The sequence below is a fragment of the Anoxybacillus tepidamans PS2 genome, from assembly GCF_000620165.1.
Classification (GTDB): domain Bacteria; phylum Bacillota; class Bacilli; order Bacillales; family Anoxybacillaceae; genus Anoxybacteroides; species Anoxybacteroides tepidamans_A.
On the sequence record NZ_JHVN01000004.1, the window covers coordinates 37,276 to 54,554 of the forward strand.

Consider the following 17,279-nt stretch of genomic DNA (forward strand, 5'->3'; position numbering starts at 1 on the left):
AGCCTCATTGCTCGAGGAGGGAATGGAGAAATGGTAGAAGTTCAGGAAACGGAATTAAAAGTGATTGTTTTTCAGTTAAAAGATGAGGAATATGCGATTCCTGTGCAACAAGTTCGTTCTATCGAGAAAGTTCAACATATTACTCGCGTTCCCCGAACGCCTAAATTTGTAAAGGGAGTTATTAATTTAAGGGGAGTTGTCACCCCGATTATTGATTTGCGGGAGCGATTTGGGATTGAAGCACAGCCCTTTAATGAACAAACTCGTATTATCATAGTCGCTCTTGGCGAGGTGGAGGTCGGTCTCATCGTTGATGCGGCAAACGATGTGTTAGATATACCGACAAAAAGTGTTGAACCGCCGCCAGAGGTAATTGAGGCGGTCGAAGTCGATTATATTACTGGTGTGGCAAAAGTAGGAAAGAGGCTATTAATTTTGCTCAATCTAGAAAAAGTGTTAGATACAGAGAAAGTAGTGTAAGTGTAAATACGCAGAGGGGTCGTTTCATCAATGTCGAATATAAGCCATTTGAATGCGGATCATATTGATATTTTGAGAGAAATTGGAAATATCGGCGCCGGAAATGCAGCTACAGCTCTTTCACAATTGTTAAATAAAAAAATTGAAATGAACGTACCGAGTGTGCAGATTGTTTCGTTCGATGAGATGATGGATTTAGTGGGAGGCGCTGAGCAAGTTGTGGCTGCTGTTTTTTTAAGAATCGAAGGCGAGGCGCCAGGCAATATGTTTTTCGTATTGTCGCTTTCGCAAGCGGAGCGATTTGTTAAACAAATGACAGGGGAGCATGGCTTTTCGTTTAGTTCACAACAGTCTGAATTGGGGTTGTCCGCTCTGCAAGAACTAGGAAATATATTAGCAGGCTCCTATCTTTCAGCGCTTGCCGATTTTACTCATTTAAAGCTTTATCCCTCAGTACCAGCGTTGACGGTGGACATGATCGGCGCCATTTTACAATATGGTTTGCTTGAACTATCCCGTGTAGGTGATTATGCTATTGTAATTGACACGGCGGTTCACGAAGAACAGGAGCCGCAAGATAGCGTGAACGGTCACTTCTTTCTTCTCCCTGATCCAGATTCATTCGCACCAATTTTTCGTTCGTTAGGTGTCGAGTTGCCATGAACGAAGTGATTAATGTCATTAAAGTTGGAATCGCCGATATGAATGTTGTTCAGGCACCGCATCTCATTCGTACGTCTGGATTGGGATCATGTGTTGGAGTAATCATTTTCGACCAAATGAAAGAAATCGCGGGACTAGCACATATCATGTTGCCGGATTCGTCGTTAGCTAGATCTGGAACAATTAGCGTAGCCAAATATGCAGATACAGCAATAGAGGCGTTAATAACGCTTGTTGTAAAGACCGGGGGACGAAAGAGCGCACTAAAAGCGAAGTTAGCAGGGGGAGCACAAATGTTTCAATTTCATTCCGCCAATACAGATATGATGAGAATTGGACCAAGAAATGTAGAGGCTGTAAAACAGCAACTGCAACGATTCCATATTCCAATTATAGGGGAAGATGTAGGCGGAAATAGCGGCCGGACGATTGAATTTAATCCTAAAACCGGCCTTTTATCGATTCGGACAGTTAATCAAGGGGTCAAAGAAATATAATGGTAGGCACAATTCTCTTTAACGTGCTCTTTGGAATCGTTGGATTTATCATTGTGTTTCTCCTATCTTTTTCAGCTAATACGCTAACAACTGCATTTGTTCGCAGCACAATCTCTTTTGCCTTCTTCTTTCTAAGCGGTTATCTGTTTCGGTGGATGTTTACGTACATTCAAAAAGATTTAACGGGAACCGCTCCTATACTTTCGCATAATATGAGCGAAAACGAGCTAAAACAATTGATGGAAGGTCTTACAGAAGAAGAAGCGCAAAAAGTGGCAGCTTACATTCGACATATGCTGCAAAACGAAGAGGAGTCGTAAAAGGAACGCTTGCAGAGACAGCAGTTCGGGATAAACGAGGGGGAATAGCATGACAAATGTTTCAGCGCGCGAAGGCCAAAAACATTGGGAAAACTGGATCAATAGCCGCGACCCTCAAGCGGGGGATGAGCTTGTGCAAAAATATATGCCGCTTGTTCACTATCAGGTGCAACGGATTGCTGTGTCATTACCAAAAAATATTAACAAACAGGAATTAGTCAGTTTTGGTCTAATGGGGCTTTACGACGCGCTCGAAAAGTTCGATCCTTCCCGCGATTTAAAATTCGACACGTACGCTTCGTTTCGGATTCGCGGGGCCATTCTCGATGGGTTGCGAAAAGAAGATTGGCTTCCGCGCAGCACGAGAGAAAAAGCGAAAAAAATTGAAGCGACCATTGCCAAAATGGAACAACAATATATGCGCACGGTTACAGCTAAAGAAGTGGCTGAGGAGTTGGACATGTCCGAGGAAGAAGTGTATTCGGCAATGAACGAAGGGTTTTTCGCTCATATTTTATCCCTTGATGATTGGTCAAAGGAAAGCGAAGATGAAGAGAACAGCCCGTTAACGCTCCGTGATGAAAAGGCACCTTCTCCCGAAGAAACAGTGTTAATGCAGGAGATGTGTCAAAAGCTTGCGGAAGTTATTAAACAACTGAGCGAAAAAGAACAGCTAGTAATCAGTTTATTTTACAAAGAAGAATTGACGCTCACAGAAATTGGACAAATTATGGGATTATCGACGTCAAGGATTTCCCAAATCCACTCAAAAGCCATTTTTAAGCTTCGAAAAATTTTAGGGCAAGTATTATAATTGGCGCTGCATCTTTTTCGTCATACGCTCAAAATTGTCGGGATGATAAGGAAGTGGCACATATGAGTTTGAAATTAGTAGAATTACAAATTGCGCTGCCCAAAATGCACGATATCGGAAAAATTCAAGGACAGCTGCAACACCATCCGGAATTGGAGCAGATGCAGCTTGCGGTTGCGATGCAAAAACAAGAGGAGCGGACAAAACGGCAAGTCACAAGCAAACGAACGAGTCAAAATATTCGCTGGGAAAGGGAAAGAAAAGGCCACCCGCAATATGGTGAACATCCATATAAAGGGAATAACATCGATTTAATGGGGTAGAGACATTCAATGACAGCATTTCTATTAACAGTAAGCTTTGTGTTGCATGCACTTTCGCTTTTTATCATTATTTTATTATATTTGCAGCTTTCAAAAGTGAAGGAAGTCGAAAGACGACAGTCGCAATTGAGTCAAGAAATGGAACAGACTATTTCAGCATATTTGCTCGAGTGGAAAGAAGAGAATGAGCGATTTTTGCAAGCATTGTCCAAAAAAATGGACAATGGAAGTGAGAAAAAGGATGTGGATCGTTCACCATCGATCAAAAATCGTTCAGAGAAACGAAATGAGACAGAATGGCTGCCTCCGATGGAGTCCATTGAACAAATGAAGGATGAAGTGGAAATTCGTGCAGCGAAACAAACGAAGAGCGTTTCGACTCCCCCTCCTCCGATGTCCTTAGAAGAGCAGGCGATCGCATTGCAAAAAGAGGGAAAAACGATTGAGGAAATCGCTAAGTTATTAAATAAAGGAAAGACGGAAATTGAATTGCTGTTGAAATTTCGCGGGGTGTAGCGAAATACAGCTTGATTGTCATTTTTAGTTATGATATATTTTTACATGGTGTGAATACACACGCTTATGGATTTAGGCAATGGTGCTGCTTTGTCAGTGTTGCTTAAAGATGAAATAGGCGGAGGAACTAAACCAAATTACAGGAGGAAGAAACGAATGTCAGTTATTTCAATGAAACAATTGCTTGAAGCAGGTGTTCATTTCGGGCACCAAACTCGCCGTTGGAACCCTAAAATGAAAAAGTACATTTTTACAGAACGCAACGGCATTTACATCATCGATTTGCAAAAAACAGTTAAAAAAGTCGAGGAAGCGTATAATTTTGTAAGAGATCTTGCAGCAAATGGTGGAAAAATCCTTTTTGTTGGTACGAAAAAACAAGCGCAAGACTCTGTGAAAGAAGAAGCGGAACGTTCTGGCATGTTCTATGTTAACCAACGCTGGTTGGGCGGTACTTTAACAAACTTTGAAACGATTCAAAAACGAATCAAGCGTTTAAAAGAAATTGAAAGAATGGCAGAAGACGGAACGTTTGATGTATTACCTAAAAAAGAAGTTATCGGCTTGAAAAAAGAATTAGAGCGCTTAGAGAAGTTTTTAGGTGGCATTAAAGAAATGAAGCAATTGCCAGATGCATTATTTGTTATCGATCCGCGCAAAGAGCGTATCGCTGTAGCTGAAGCTCGCAAATTAAACATTCCGATCGTTGGTATCGTTGATACAAACTGCGATCCGGATGAGATTGATTACGTCATCCCGGCAAACGATGATGCGATTCGTGCAGTAAAACTTCTTACAGCGAAAATCGCGGATGCTATTTTAGAAGCAAAACAAGGCGAAGAAGCAGTTGTAGCTGCTGAATAATGGTGCTTTAAAAAGTTTCGGAAAGGTGATAAGAGGGGGAAAAGCCTTTTATCACCTTTTTTTGAGACAGAAAAATCTTTATATTGGCCATAATATAAAGGTCAGGATTTAACAAAATTTGCGTTGCGAATTTTGTTTACATACATGCGTATAATTAAAGGAGGACACGATTATGGCAATTACAGCTCAAATGGTAAAAGAATTACGCGAAAAAACGGGCGCGGGAATGATGGACTGCAAAAAAGCGCTCACTGAAACAAACGGTGATATGGAAAAAGCAATCGATTGGCTTCGTGAAAAAGGAATTGCGAAAGCTGCGAAAAAAGCGGATCGCATTGCAGCTGAAGGTACAACATTAATCGAGACAGAAGGGAATACAGCGGTTATTTTGGAAGTAAACTCTGAAACAGATTTCGTAGCGAAAAACGAAGGATTTAAAACGCTTGTTAAAGAGCTTGCAGTTCATTTATTAAAGCATAAACCATCTACAGTGGAAGAAGCGCTTCAGCAAAAAATGGATAATGGTACTACTGTTGAAGAGCACATCAACGCTGCAATCGCTAAAATCGGTGAGAAGTTGACATTGCGCCGTTTTGAAATTGTAGAAAAAGGCGATAATGCTGCATTCGGCGCTTACTTGCATATGGGCGGACGCATCGGCGTATTAACAGTGCTAGAAGGCACAACAGATGAGAATATTGCAAAAGATGTAGCAATGCATATCGCAGCGCTTAATCCAAAATATGTATCACGCGATCAAGTTTCTCAAGAAGAAATTGAGCGTGAGCGCGAAGTATTAAAACAACAAGCGTTGAACGAAGGAAAGCCAGCAAACATTGTTGAAAAAATGGTAGAAGGCCGCTTAAATAAATTTTACGAAGATATTTGCGTGCTTGAGCAAGCATTCGTGAAAAATCCAGATATGAAAGTTCGTCAATTTGTTGAATCAAATGGTGCAACTGTAAAAAGCTTCGTTCGTTATGAAGTAGGCGAAGGAATTGAGAAACGCCAAGACAACTTCGCTGAAGAAGTTATGAACCAAGTAAGAAAGTAATGACCGAAGCGGATAGGGAACACAACGAGTGTTCCCTATTTTTAAAGATTAGCTACACGGAGGAATAACATGAGCAATCCAAAATATAAACGTGTTGTGCTGAAATTAAGCGGTGAGGCGTTAGCGGGGGACCAAGGCTTCGGCATTAACCCTGCCATTATTAAATCAATTGCCAAGCAAGTCAAGGAAGTGGCAGAATTAGGCGTTGAGGTTGCAGTTGTAGTAGGCGGCGGCAACATTTGGCGTGGAAAAGCGGGAAGCGAAATGGGGATGGATCGCGCCACTGCTGACTATATGGGAATGCTCGCAACGGTAATGAATTCGCTCGCTCTGCAGGACAGCCTTGAGCATCTTGGGGTTGAGACGCGAGTGCAGACATCGATTGAAATGCGCCAAGTTGCGGAGCCATACATAAGAAGAAAGGCAATCCGTCATCTTGAGAAAAAACGTGTCGTCATTTTTGCTGCCGGTACCGGCAATCCGTATTTCTCCACTGATACAACGGCTGCCTTGCGCGCGGCGGAAATTGAAGCAGACGTTATTTTAATGGCAAAGAACAACGTTGACGGCGTGTATAGCGCCGATCCGAAAGTGGATGAAAACGCGGTGAAATACGACGAGCTTTCCTACCTTGATGTGATTAAACAAGGATTAGGGGTCATGGATTCGACTGCTTCATCCTTATGCATGGATAATGACATTCCACTTATTGTCTTCTCCATTATGGAAGAAGGAAACATTAAACGTGCCGTTCTTGGCGAAAATATAGGAACAATTGTAAGGGGGAAATAAACGATGGCAAAACAAGTACTTACAGCAACAAAGGAAAAAATGGATAAGGCCATTCAGGCGTTTAGCCGCGAATTAGCAGGTATTCGTGCAGGGAGAGCAAATCCAAGCTTGCTTGAAAAAATCACGGTGGATTACTACGGGGTGTCTACACCGATCAACCAGCTAGCGAGCATCAATGTGCCAGAAGCGCGTTTACTTGTGATTCAGCCTTACGACAAATCGATTTTAAAAGATGTTGAAAAAGCGATTCTAGCTTCTGATTTAGGGTTAACTCCATCAAATGATGGCTCTGTGATCCGCATTACCATTCCTCCGTTAACAGAAGAACGTCGCCGCGAGCTTGTGAAGCTTGTCAAAAAATATTCTGAAGATGCAAAAGTAGCGGTTCGCAATATTCGCCGCGATGCGAACGACGAATTGAAAAAATTAGAGAAAAACGGCGAGATCACAGAAGATGAGCTTCGCGGTTATACGGACGATATTCAAAAGATTACAGACGATCATGTGGCTAAAATTGATGCGATTACAAAAGAAAAAGAAAAAGAAGTAATGGAAGTATAATCGTTTTCCTCTTGACTCAATGCAAAAACCCTCTATGTGCACAGAGGGTTTTTTTGCTATAATGAAAAGGCAAAATGAGGTGCATGTTTGACGAAATAGTAGCTTCTTGATTACACTAGCCTCATAGTATATTGAAAACATAGAAAAGCGGAGGACTAGGATGTTTAATAAAATTTGGAGGAGTAAAGAGCAATCGAATTTTTCGATTGAATATACAAAAGAAGACATACTACGTCAGCCTGTCCCTGAACATGTCGCTATCATTATGGACGGAAACGGGCGATGGGCGAAAAAAAGATCATTGCCGCGTGCTGCCGGTCACTACGAGGGGATGCAAGTCGTTCGCAAAATTACTCGATTTGCTAGTGAGCTAGGAATTAAAGTACTAACCCTTTATGCATTCTCAACTGAAAACTGGAAACGTCCAAAAAGTGAAGTGGAGTATTTAATGAAGCTTCCCGAACAGTTTCTTACGACATTCCTTCCAGAATTGATTGCAGAAAATGTGAATGTCCGTGTGATCGGAAATAGTAACCAGCTACCCGAATATACGCGGCGGGCTGTGGAAAAGGCGATTCAAGAAACAAAACATAACACAGGACTGATTTTAAATTTCGCATTAAACTACGGAAGCCGTGCAGAAATTACCTATGCGGTGAAAGAAATTGCAAAGCGAGTGCAGCAAGGCGATTTAACGGCGGAGCAAATTGATGAGGAAGTTGTTGCTTCGTGCTTAATGACAAAGGATTTAAAAGATCCCGATTTGTTGATTCGTACGAGCGGGGAAATTCGTTTAAGCAATTTCATGCTTTGGCAACTAGCGTATACGGAATTTTGGTTTACTGATGTGCTTTGGCCAGATTTTACAGAGCAGCATTTACTACAAGCGATTGCCGAATTTCAAAGACGTGGTCGCAGATTTGGAGGAGTTTGAGCAAAATGAAACAACGGGTTATAACAGGAGTAATAGCCGCCGCTCTTTTTTTGCCGATCGTTATTTTTGGCGGAATTCCGTTTATAATAGTAACATATGTATTAGGGACAATTGGACTTTTTGAACTATTGCGCATGAAACGTATCCATATATTCTCTCCAGGAGCCATTGCTAGCTTTCTCTTATTATGGATTTGGCTCCTTCGAGAACCTTGGTTAACAGATATTCCAATAAAGAAAATGGACGCGCTTTTGATTGCTGCTTTTTTGTTGCTCATCTATACGGTAATAACAAAAAATCGATTTACGTTTGATGAAGCGGCATTTGCGATCCTGTCTACGTTATATGTAGGGTTTGGCTTTCATTATTTTATGGAAACTAGGTTGGCCGGACTTGATTACATGTTTTATGCCCTCTTTATTATTTGGGCAACTGATACAGGTGCATATTTTACCGGACGAGCGTTCGGCAGACGGAAGCTTTGGCCGGAAATCAGCCCGAACAAAACAGTTGAAGGTTCCATCGGCGGCGTTATTTGTGCGCTTATTGTTGCCGCCGTTTATCAACTATTCACACACTTTTTTGCAAGCTTTCCTCTACTATTGTTAATGACGGTCGTCCTTTCCATCGTCGGACAAATAGGGGATCTTGTCGAGTCCGCGTTTAAGCGGCATTATGGTGTAAAAGATTCGGGAAACATTTTGCCGGGACACGGCGGAATTTTAGACCGATTTGACAGCTTATTGTTTATGCTCCCGATTTTGCATCTTTTTATGAATATAGTGTTGTAAGCAAGTGAGGAGTGAAAATGTTGAAATATATTAGCCTATTAGGAGCGAGCGGATCGATCGGCACCCAAACATTAGATGTCATTCGTGCCAAGCGGGAACAATTTCGCCTTGTAGCCATATCTGTTGGGAGAAATGTCGAAGCCGCTAGGGCGATCATTGAAGAGTTCCGTCCTGAGCTTGTTTCTGTTGCTGATGCCGCCGCCTATGACAAGCTTTATAGCGAGTACGTAGGGAGAGTAAAAATCGTTTGTGGGGAAGAAGGCCTCATTGAAGTGGCAACACATCCGAAAGCGACAGTAGTAGTCAATGCGGTAGTCGGCAGCGTCGGGCTCGTTCCTACGTTAAAGGCGATCGAGGCAGGAAAAACGGTTGCTTTGGCAAACAAGGAAACGCTTGTGACAGCAGGTCATATTGTGACAGAGGCAGCAGCAACGTATAATGTAGCCTTATTGCCGGTTGACAGTGAACATTCTGCGATTTTTCAATGTTTACAAGGAGAAGAGCCGAAGAATATCGAAAAAATTATTTTGACTGCTTCCGGCGGAAGTTTTAGAGATCTAGAGCGTGAACAACTTCGCCATGTGACGGTGGAGGATGCGCTTCGCCATCCGAATTGGTCGATGGGAGCAAAAATTACCATTGATTCAGCCACGATGATGAATAAAGGGCTTGAGGTTATTGAAGCGCATTGGCTGTTTGACTTACCGTATGAACAAATCGATGTTTTGTTACATAGAGAGAGCATTATTCATTCGCTCGTACAATTTCATGATAGCAGCGTCATCGCTCAACTTGGCACGCCAGATATGCGTGTACCGATTCAATATGCGCTCACATATCCGGATCGATTAGAGCTTTCACAAGCAAAAAAGCTAAATTTGGCAGAAATCGGAACGCTTCATTTCCAATCAATTGATTTTGACCGTTATCGTTGTTTAAAATTTGCATATGAAGCGGGCAAAACAGGCGGTTCTTTGCCGACGGTATTGAACGCTGCCAATGAAGAAGCGGTCGCAGCATTTTTAAACGGTCGCATTGCCTTTTTAGCGATTGAAGATTTTATCGAACGGGCGCTTGAAAGACATAACATTGTCAAACAGCCAACGCTTGAAGAGATTCGGGAAGTCGACGGCGAGACGCGTCGTTATATCCAGTCACTATTAATGTAAAAGGTGGTTGAAAATTTGAACACATTAAATACTATTATTGCTTTCGTCGCGATTTTTGGTGCGTTAGTTTTTTTCCATGAGCTTGGGCATTTGATTTTTGCCAAGCGAGCAGGCATTTTATGCCGCGAATTTGCCATTGGCTTTGGTCCGAAAGTGTTCTCGTTTAAGCGAAGCGAAACGGTGTACACGATCCGTCTTCTTCCGTTAGGCGGCTTTGTTCGCATGGCGGGGGAAGACCCGGAGATGATTGAAATCAAACCAGGGCAGACGGTTGGACTGGAATTAGATCATGAAGGAAAAGTAAAAAAGATCATTATCAATCATAAGGATGAGTATCCAAATATCAAAATTATCGAGGTCGAGCAGGCGGACTTAGAGCATGAAATGTATATTATGGGCTATGAGGATGAGAATGGAGAGAAGCTCACTCGTTTTTCTATTAGTGAACCAGCCTTTTTTGTGATGGATCATCAAGAAATTCAAATTGCCCCATATCATCGGCAATTTGTATCAAAGACGTTAGGCCAACGAGCATTAACGATTTTTGCGGGTCCGATGGCAAATTTTATATTGGCATTCGCTGTGTTTGTATTGATTGGGCTTTTACAAGGATATCCAGTCGATAAACCGATTATTGGCGAACTAACAAAGGAAGGATCGGCACGTCAAGCCGGATTAAAGCAAGGAGACATTGTTCTTTCTATTGATGGAAGTCCTGTTGCCACATGGACACAGGTAGTTGACATCATCCGCGCCCATCCTGAGGAAAAGTTAATGTTTAAGATTCAGCGCGGCGAAAAGGTGTTGGATGTTTCGGTGACGCCGGAAGCGAAAACGGTTCAGGGCGAAACGATCGGCTTAATTGGTGTGTATAGCCCGATGGAGAAATCGATTCTCGGTTCCTTTAAACAAGGGGCGTTAGAAACATATTATTGGACAAAGCAAATTGTCAGTGGACTAGGGCATTTAATTACCGGCCAGTTTTCGCTCGATATGTTGTCCGGTCCTGTGGGAATTGCGGTATCCACTAACAAAGTAGCGCAATCGGGGATTTATTATGTGATGAAGTGGGGAGCGATTTTAAGCATTAACCTTGGAATCGTGAACTTATTGCCGCTTCCTGCTCTTGACGGCGGTCGTCTCCTATTTTTTGCGATTGAAGGGCTGCGCGGGAAACCAATTGACCGTCAAAAGGAAGGAATGGTGCATTTTATCGGCTTTGCGCTATTAATGTTGTTAATGCTAGTTGTGACATGGAATGATATTCAAAAATTTTTCCTGTAATATCAAGTGAAGAGGTGCAGTGAGATGAGACAAAGTCAGTCGTTTATTCCAACGCTACGCGAAGTACCAGCAGACGCGGAGGTGAAAAGCCATCAGCTCTTGTTGCGGGCTGGATTTATTCGTCAGAGCGCAAGCGGCGTCTATACCTTTTTACCGCTTGGCCAGCGGGTATTGCAAAAGGTAGAAACGATTATTCGCGAGGAAATGAACGGGGCTGGGGCGATCGAGTTATTAATGCCAGCGCTTCAGCAGGCGGAGCTTTGGCAAGAATCAGGCCGCTGGTACTCGTATGGGCCAGAATTGATGCGGTTAAAAGATCGTCATGAGCGCGATTTTGCGCTTGGGCCCACCCATGAAGAAGTGATTACAGCACTAGTGCGAGACGAAATTCAAACGTATAAAAAATTGCCGTTAACGTTATACCAAATTCAAACAAAGTTTCGCGACGAAAAACGTCCGCGTTTCGGATTGTTGCGCGGCCGCGAATTTATTATGAAAGACGCTTATTCATTCCACACATCGAAAGAAAGCCTTGACGAAGTGTATAACAAAATGTATGAAGCATATTCTAACATTTTTCGCCGTTGCGGATTAAATTTCCGCGCTGTTATCGCTGATTCGGGGGCGATCGGCGGGAAAGATACGCACGAATTTATGGTACTATCTGATATCGGAGAGGATACGATCGCTTATTCGGATGGATCTGATTTTGCCGCGAATATCGAAATGGCGCCGGTTGTTACAACATACGAAAAGAGCAACGAGCCGCTGAAACAACTAGAGAAAGTGCATACGCCAGAGCAAAAAACGATTGAAGAAGTAGCGGCATATTTGCAAGTATCTCCGGAAAAATGTATAAAATCCTTGCTCTTTAAGGTAGATGATAAATATGTGCTCGTGCTCGTTCGCGGCGATCATGAAGCCAACGACATAAAAGTGAAAAACGTGTTTGAAGCATCTGTAGTTGAACTTGCTTCGCCTGAAGAAACGAAAGAGGTCATGAATTGCCCAGTCGGCTCCTTAGGACCAATTGGTGTGAGCGACTCCGTTACTGTCATCGCTGACTACGCGGTCCAAGCGATCGTCAATGGCGTGTGCGGGGCAAATGAGGAAGGTTATCACTATACAGGTGTAAATCCAGAGCGCGATTTTGCTGTATCGCAATACGTTGATTTGCGATTTATTCAGGAAGGGGACCCATCGCCAGACGGAAAGGGAGCGATCCGCTTTGCGCGTGGTATTGAGGTCGGCCATGTGTTTAAATTGGGCATTCGCTATAGCGAGGCGATGAATGCGACATATCTTGATGAAAACGGCCGTACACAACCAATGATTATGGGCTGCTACGGCATCGGTGTTTCCCGCTTGCTTGCGGCAATTGCCGAGCAGTTTGGCGATGAAAACGGTCTCGTTTGGCCGGCCTCTGTTGCTCCGTTCCACGTGCATCTTATTTCGATTAATCCGAAAAACGACGAGCAGCGTCTGCTTGCCGATGAGTGGTATGAAAAATTAGGACAAGCAGGTTTTGAAGTGCTTTATGATGACCGTCAAGAGCGTCCGGGCGTCAAATTTGCGGACAGCGATTTAATAGGAATTCCTGTTCGTGTCACTGTCGGAAAACGTGCCGGCGAAGGGGTTGTAGAAGTAAAGGTACGCCAAACAGGAGAATCGTTCGAAGTTCACGTGAACGAACTAGCAGAAACAGTGCAGCGTCTTTTACAATAGAGATAAAGGCATATAGGGCTGATTCCTTTCAAGGACAGCCCTTCTGCTATTCATTTTTACAATGAGAGAGGGGAAAAATCGACGTCATGTTAACAAACGAGCAAAAAGAACGTTTTCAAGTGCTGCTAGAGCAACTCGAATTGACGTCTGACGATCTTGTTCCATATTTTTCACAAGCAGGAATACAGAAGCTTGTGGTTGACAAGGGACAAAAGTGTTGGCACTTTTATTTTTTATTTCCGAAATTGTTGCCTTATAACGTATACGAATTGTTTACAGAAAAATTAATTTATGCATTTCAGCATATCGCTTATGTGAAACATACGATCCAGACGGTTGATGCTAGTTTTACGCCAGCCGATATTCATAACTATTGGCCTTTTTGCTTGAGAGAACTGCAAGGAATATCTTCCCCACTTCTCACATTGCTTCATGAGCAGCTTCCAGCAGTCAAAGGAACCAAGCTATATGTCACAGCTCGCAATGATGCAGAAGCAATGGCTTTGAAGCGCCGTTTTGCTGCCAAAGTGGCTGAAGTATACCAGTCGTTTGGTTTTCCGTTTTTACAGCTTGAAACGGAAGTAAAACAATCGGAGAGTGAATATGAGGAGTTTTTAGCGCAAAAACAGCAGGAAGACGAAGCGCGCGCTCTAGCGGCGTTAACGGAGATGATCGCAAAGAAAGAGGCGCCAGCTGAAGCGGCTATGCCAGAGATGTCGGGGCCGCTCGTCATTGGCTATCCGATTAAAGAAGAGGAAGAAATACGGACGCTTAACAGTATTGTTGAAGAAGAGCGCCGTGTTGTCGTGCAAGGATATGTGTTTGATGCCGAGATAAAAGAACTAAAAAGCGGCCGTTCGCTATTGACATTCAAAATGACGGACTACACGAACTCGATTCTTGTGAAAATGTTTTCGCGCGATAAAGAAGATGTCGCTCTAATGGAAAAAGTGAAAAAAGGCATGTGGGTGAAAGTAAGGGGAAGCGTGCAAAATGACACATTTGTGCGCGATCTTGTGCTATTAGCTAATGATGTCAATGAAATCAAGCCGCACGAGAGAAAAGATACTGCAAATGAAGGAGAAAAACGAGTAGAGTTGCACCTCCATACGCCAATGAGTCAAATGGATGCCGTGACATCGGTAGGAAAGCTCATCGAACAGGCGAAAAAATGGGGGCATCCTGCAATTGCGGTAACGGATCACGCTGTTGTGCAGTCGTTTCCAGAAGCGTATAGTGCCGCGAAAAAACATGGCATTAAAGTACTCTATGGCGTCGAAGCAAACATCGTCGACGACGGCGTGCCGATCGCTTACAATGAAGCGCACCGGCTTTTAGCAGAAGACACCTATGTTGTGTTCGACGTGGAAACGACCGGATTATCAGCAGTATATAACACAATTATTGAACTGGCGGCGGTGAAAGTGAAAGGCGGCGAAATTATTGATCGATTTACGTCGTTTGCCAACCCGCATCACCCGCTGTCGATTACGACAATTGAACTTACAGGCATTACCGACGACATGCTCAAGGATGCTCCGGATGTGGAAGATGTATTGCGCCGATTTTACGAGTGGATCGGCGATAGCGTACTCGTTGCTCATAACGCAAGCTTTGATATCGGCTTTTTGAATGCAGGCCTGAAAAAAATTGGATTTGGAAGGGTAACGAATCCTGTTATTGATACGTTGGAACTTGCGCGTTTTTTATACCCTGAGTTAAAGAACCATCGACTGAACACCCTTTGTAAAAAATTTGATATCGAATTAACACAACATCACCGTGCGATTTATGACGCTGAAGCAACGGGACATTTGCTGATGCGAATGCTGAAAGATGCCAATGAAAAAGGCATCTTATATCATGACGAACTTAATGAATGTTCCCGCCAAGAAACGTCATACCAACGTTCACGCCCATTCCACGTCACATTGCTTGCCCAAAACGAGATTGGGTTGAAAAATTTATTTAAGCTTGTTTCGCTCGCCCATATTCAATATTTTTATCGCGTGCCGCGGATTCCCCGCTCCGTTTTACAAAAGCATCGCGAAGGAATTTTAGTTGGCTCTGGGTGCGATAAAGGCGAAGTGTTCGATAATATGATTCAAAAAGCGCCGGAAGAAGTCGAGGAAATCGCCAAGTTTTACGATTTTCTTGAAGTGCATCCGCCGGAAGTGTACAAGCCGTTAATAGAAATGGACTATGTAAAAGATGAGGCGATGCTGCAAGAAATCATTCGCAACATTGTCGGATTGGGGGAAAAGCTGAACATTCCTGTTGTTGCTACCGGAAATGTGCACTATTTAAACCCGGAAGATAAAATTTACCGGAAAATATTAATCCATTCCCAATCGGGCGCGAATCCGCTCAATCGTCATCAATTGCCGGATGTGTATTTCCGAACAACGAACGAAATGCTTGAATGCTTTTCATTTTTAGGCGAAGAAAAAGCGAAAGAAATTGTTGTGACGAATACGCAAAAGATCGCAAATTCGATAGAAGAGGTTAAACCGATTAAAGATGAATTGTACACTCCGCGCATCGAAGGGGCCGATGAGGAGATTAGGGAAATGAGCTATCGGCGCGCTCGGGAAATATACGGCGACCCGCTGCCAGACATCGTAGAAAAACGGCTAGAAAAAGAGTTGAAAAGCATCATCGGCCATGGCTTTGCGGTCATTTATTTAATTTCTCATAAACTGGTGAAAAAATCGCTAGATGATGGGTATCTCGTCGGATCGCGGGGCTCGGTCGGTTCATCGTTTGTTGCAACGATGACGGAGATTACGGAAGTAAATCCGCTTCCGCCGCATTATGTCTGTCCGAGTTGCAAGTATTCCGAGTTTTTTAACGATGGCTCGGTCGGTTCAGGATTTGATTTGCCGGATAAAGACTGTCCGCAGTGCGGCGCCAAGTATAAAAAGGATGGGCACGACATCCCGTTTGAAACGTTTCTCGGATTTAAAGGAGACAAAGTGCCAGATATCGATTTGAACTTTTCCGGCGAATATCAGCCGCACGCGCATAACTATACGAAAGTGCTGTTTGGCGAAGATAACGTTTATCGCGCTGGAACGATCGGCACGGTTGCCGATAAAACGGCATACGGATTTGTTAAAGGGTATGCTAGCGATAACAATCTGGAACTTCGCGGGGCAGAAATCGATCGGCTTGCCGCAGGATGCACAGGCGCCAAGCGGACGACAGGGCAGCATCCGGGGGGCATTATTGTTGTTCCAGATTATATGGACATTTACGATTTTACGCCGATTCAGTATCCGGCCGATGATACAAGCTCGGAATGGCGGACGACGCATTTTGATTTCCACTCGATTCATGATAACTTATTAAAGCTGGATATTCTCGGTCACGATGATCCGACGGTCATTCGCATGCTCCAAGATTTAAGCGGCATTGACCCGAAAACGATCCCGACCGACGACCCGGAAGTCATGAAAATTTTCAGCGGCACCGAATCTTTAGGAGTGACACCAGAACAAATTATGTGCAATGTTGGAACGCTTGGGATTCCTGAATTCGGTACGCGTTTTGTGCGGCAGATGCTCGAAGACACAAAGCCGAAAACGTTTTCCGAACTTGTGCAAATATCCGGGCTCTCGCACGGTACGGATGTATGGCTTGGCAATGCGCAGGAATTAATTCACAATGGCATTTGTACCTTATCGGAAGTGATTGGCTGCCGTGACGATATTATGGTGTATTTGATTTATCGAGGGCTTGAGCCGTCATTAGCGTTCAAAATCATGGAATCTGTGCGTAAAGGTAAAGGATTGACTCCGGAATTTGAGGAAGAAATGCGCAAGCATGATGTACCGGAATGGTATATTGAGTCTTGTAAAAAAATTAAGTACATGTTTCCGAAAGCCCATGCGGCTGCGTACGTATTAATGGCGGTGCGCATCGCTTATTTCAAAGTGCATCATCCGCTTCTATACTACGCTTCATATTTTACGGTACGGGCGGAAGACTTCGATTTAGACGCGATGGTGAAAGGTTCTGCTGCGATTCGCAAGCGAATTGAAGAAATCAACGCCAAAGGACTCGATGCGTCCGCGAAAGAAAAGAGCTTGCTCACCGTACTGGAAATCGCTCTTGAAATGTGTGAACGAGGATTTTCATTTAAAAACATTGATTTGTATCGTTCACAGGCAACGGAGTTTATTATTGATGGCAACTCGCTTATTCCGCCGTTCAACGCGATTCCGGGGCTTGGGAATAACGTTGCATTGAACATTGTCCGCGCCCGGGAGGAAGGAGAGTTTCTATCAAAAGAAGACTTGCAGCAGCGTGGAAAAGTGTCAAAAACGATTCTTGAATATTTAGAGAGCCGTGGCTGCCTTGATTCCTTGCCGGACCATAACCAGCTTTCTTTATTCTAGACATCTTGTTGCAAAACATTTTCCAATATGTTATAGTTTTAGGGGAAATGGCAAAGATAATTGTGTAACAAAAGAGTGGGGAAACCCACTCT

17 protein-coding genes are annotated in these 17,279 nt (G+C 43.5%); all 17 read left to right on the plus strand.

Features of this window, described 5'->3' with window-relative positions:
* Positions 1-30 precede the first annotated feature (30 nt).
* The 17 genes from N667_RS0105865 to N667_RS0105945 all read left to right on the plus strand — a co-directional run bounded on the left by N667_RS0105865 (position 31) and on the right by N667_RS0105945 (position 17,187).
* Positions 31-480 (plus strand): chemotaxis protein CheW, encoded by a 450-nt coding sequence (locus N667_RS0105865; RefSeq protein WP_027408706.1) that lies wholly within the window; start codon positions 31-33, stop codon positions 478-480.
* 30 nt (positions 481-510) lie between these two features.
* Positions 511-1,143 (plus strand): chemotaxis protein CheC, encoded by a 633-nt coding sequence (locus N667_RS0105870; RefSeq protein ID WP_027408707.1) that lies wholly within the window; start codon positions 511-513, stop codon positions 1,141-1,143.
* Entirely contained in the window at positions 1,140-1,640 is a 501-nt protein-coding gene (locus tag N667_RS0105875) for a chemotaxis protein CheD (protein ID WP_027408708.1), read from the plus strand. Before N667_RS0105870 ends, N667_RS0105875 begins: the two co-directional genes overlap by 4 nt.
* Positions 1,640-1,960, plus strand: coding sequence for a hypothetical protein (locus N667_RS0105880; RefSeq protein ID WP_027408709.1), 321 nt, complete (start codon positions 1,640-1,642; stop codon positions 1,958-1,960). The genes N667_RS0105875 and N667_RS0105880 overlap by 1 nt, the downstream gene beginning before the upstream one ends.
* A gap of 49 nt (positions 1,961-2,009) precedes the next feature.
* Positions 2,010-2,774 carry a FliA/WhiG family RNA polymerase sigma factor gene (locus N667_RS0105885; RefSeq protein ID WP_027408710.1) on the plus strand — a complete coding sequence of 255 codons (765 nt, stop codon included), beginning with the start codon at positions 2,010-2,012 and terminating at the stop codon, positions 2,772-2,774.
* A gap of 62 nt (positions 2,775-2,836) precedes the next feature.
* Positions 2,837-3,097 carry a hypothetical protein gene (locus tag N667_RS0105890; RefSeq protein ID WP_027408711.1) on the plus strand — a complete coding sequence of 87 codons (261 nt, stop codon included), beginning with the start codon at positions 2,837-2,839 and terminating at the stop codon, positions 3,095-3,097.
* 9 nt (positions 3,098-3,106) lie between these two features.
* Positions 3,107-3,613 carry a hypothetical protein gene (locus tag N667_RS0105895; protein ID WP_027408712.1) on the plus strand — a complete coding sequence of 169 codons (507 nt, stop codon included), beginning with the start codon at positions 3,107-3,109 and terminating at the stop codon, positions 3,611-3,613.
* 156 nt (positions 3,614-3,769) lie between these two features.
* A complete protein-coding gene (gene rpsB, locus N667_RS0105900; RefSeq protein ID WP_027408713.1) occupies positions 3,770-4,477 on the plus strand; it encodes a 30S ribosomal protein S2 in 708 nt (235 codons plus the stop codon).
* Positions 4,478-4,649: 172 nt separating this feature from the next.
* Entirely contained in the window at positions 4,650-5,531 is an 882-nt protein-coding gene (tsf, locus tag N667_RS0105905) for a translation elongation factor Ts (protein ID WP_027408714.1), read from the plus strand.
* 69 nt (positions 5,532-5,600) lie between these two features.
* A complete protein-coding gene (gene pyrH, locus N667_RS0105910) occupies positions 5,601-6,323 on the plus strand; it encodes a UMP kinase (protein WP_027408715.1) in 723 nt (240 codons plus the stop codon).
* Positions 6,324-6,326: 3 nt separating this feature from the next.
* On the plus strand, positions 6,327-6,884 hold the full coding sequence (gene frr, locus N667_RS0105915; RefSeq protein WP_027408716.1) for a ribosome recycling factor: 558 nt from the start codon (positions 6,327-6,329) through the stop codon (positions 6,882-6,884).
* Between the two features lie 160 nt (positions 6,885-7,044).
* On the plus strand, positions 7,045-7,818 hold the full coding sequence (locus N667_RS0105920) for an isoprenyl transferase (RefSeq protein ID WP_035098212.1): 774 nt from the start codon (positions 7,045-7,047) through the stop codon (positions 7,816-7,818).
* A 5-nt stretch (positions 7,819-7,823) separates the two neighbouring features.
* Complete coding sequence (locus N667_RS0105925) at positions 7,824-8,609, plus strand: phosphatidate cytidylyltransferase (protein WP_027408718.1); 786 nt, start codon at positions 7,824-7,826, stop codon at positions 8,607-8,609.
* Positions 8,610-8,629: 20 nt separating this feature from the next.
* On the plus strand, positions 8,630-9,778 hold the full coding sequence (gene dxr, locus N667_RS0105930) for a 1-deoxy-D-xylulose-5-phosphate reductoisomerase (protein WP_027408719.1): 1,149 nt from the start codon (positions 8,630-8,632) through the stop codon (positions 9,776-9,778).
* Between the two features lie 15 nt (positions 9,779-9,793).
* On the plus strand, positions 9,794-11,062 hold the full coding sequence (gene rseP, locus N667_RS0105935) for an RIP metalloprotease RseP (protein WP_035098214.1): 1,269 nt from the start codon (positions 9,794-9,796) through the stop codon (positions 11,060-11,062).
* A 24-nt stretch (positions 11,063-11,086) separates the two neighbouring features.
* Positions 11,087-12,787 carry a proline--tRNA ligase gene (locus N667_RS0105940; RefSeq protein WP_027408721.1) on the plus strand — a complete coding sequence of 567 codons (1,701 nt, stop codon included), beginning with the start codon at positions 11,087-11,089 and terminating at the stop codon, positions 12,785-12,787.
* Positions 12,788-12,873: 86 nt separating this feature from the next.
* On the plus strand, positions 12,874-17,187 hold the full coding sequence (locus tag N667_RS0105945) for a PolC-type DNA polymerase III (protein WP_027408722.1): 4,314 nt from the start codon (positions 12,874-12,876) through the stop codon (positions 17,185-17,187).
* Positions 17,188-17,279 lie beyond the last annotated feature (92 nt).